Origin of the sequence: Pandoraea sp. PE-S2R-1 (genome assembly GCF_002179865.1) — a bacterium.
Classification (GTDB): Bacteria; Pseudomonadota; Gammaproteobacteria; order Burkholderiales; family Burkholderiaceae; genus Pandoraea.
This window is the reverse complement of record NZ_NGUR01000045.1, coordinates 1-586: the sequence shown is the minus strand read 5'-3', so window position 1 is coordinate 586 and position 586 is coordinate 1. Positions and strand designations below refer to the sequence as shown.

The 586-nt window shown below is 65.0% G+C and carries 1 protein-coding gene; it reads right to left on the bottom strand.

Translation table 11 applies throughout. The annotated features are described in order from the left end of the window. On the bottom strand, positions 1 to 366 hold a 366-nt coding region (locus CDV44_RS26960; RefSeq protein WP_170936124.1), incomplete at its 3' end, for a class II aldolase/adducin family protein. Positions 367 to 586: the final 220 nt, after the last annotated feature.

The following is a 586-nucleotide window of genomic DNA, read 5'->3' as shown; positions in this document are numbered from 1 at the left end:
GGCCGTCACGTGGGGCAGAGTGGCGTGAATGCCGGCGTGAATGGCCATGGCGGCGGCATTGACCGGGCCTTCGCCGTGATGCAGGGCACCGGCTTCGTCGACGAGAATCAGATCGTCCGGGTGGATCGAGGAGAAGTGCTGCGCATAGCGATTGACCCAGAAACGGTCGTGAAACTCGGGGTCGCGCACGGTGATATGCCCGGCGATGCCTTCCGCGAGGCCAAAGCGCGCGAAGATCCGGAAGGCGACGGCGAGACGTAGTTTGCGGTCGGCACGTTCGTCCTCGACGTTATCGAAGACGCGCGGTTTGGGTAGCGGTGCGCCCAGCGGCGTGGGAATGGCAAAAGCCTCGTGCGGCAGATTCATGAAGACGCTCCGTCGGGTGGGGACGCCGTGCTTGCCGCATTCGGAAGACATCGCGACGCGGCGCATCGGCTGACAGCGAATTGTCCCGGCACGCGGGCGGCACGTCCATCGACGAAAAGTCACTGGTCATGTACCTGCCGCGCCGGTGGCCGAATTGCCGCGCTTGGCGAGCTGTCAGGGGATCACTCGCCCGGTCGAAACAGTCCGTTGAGGGTTGCGC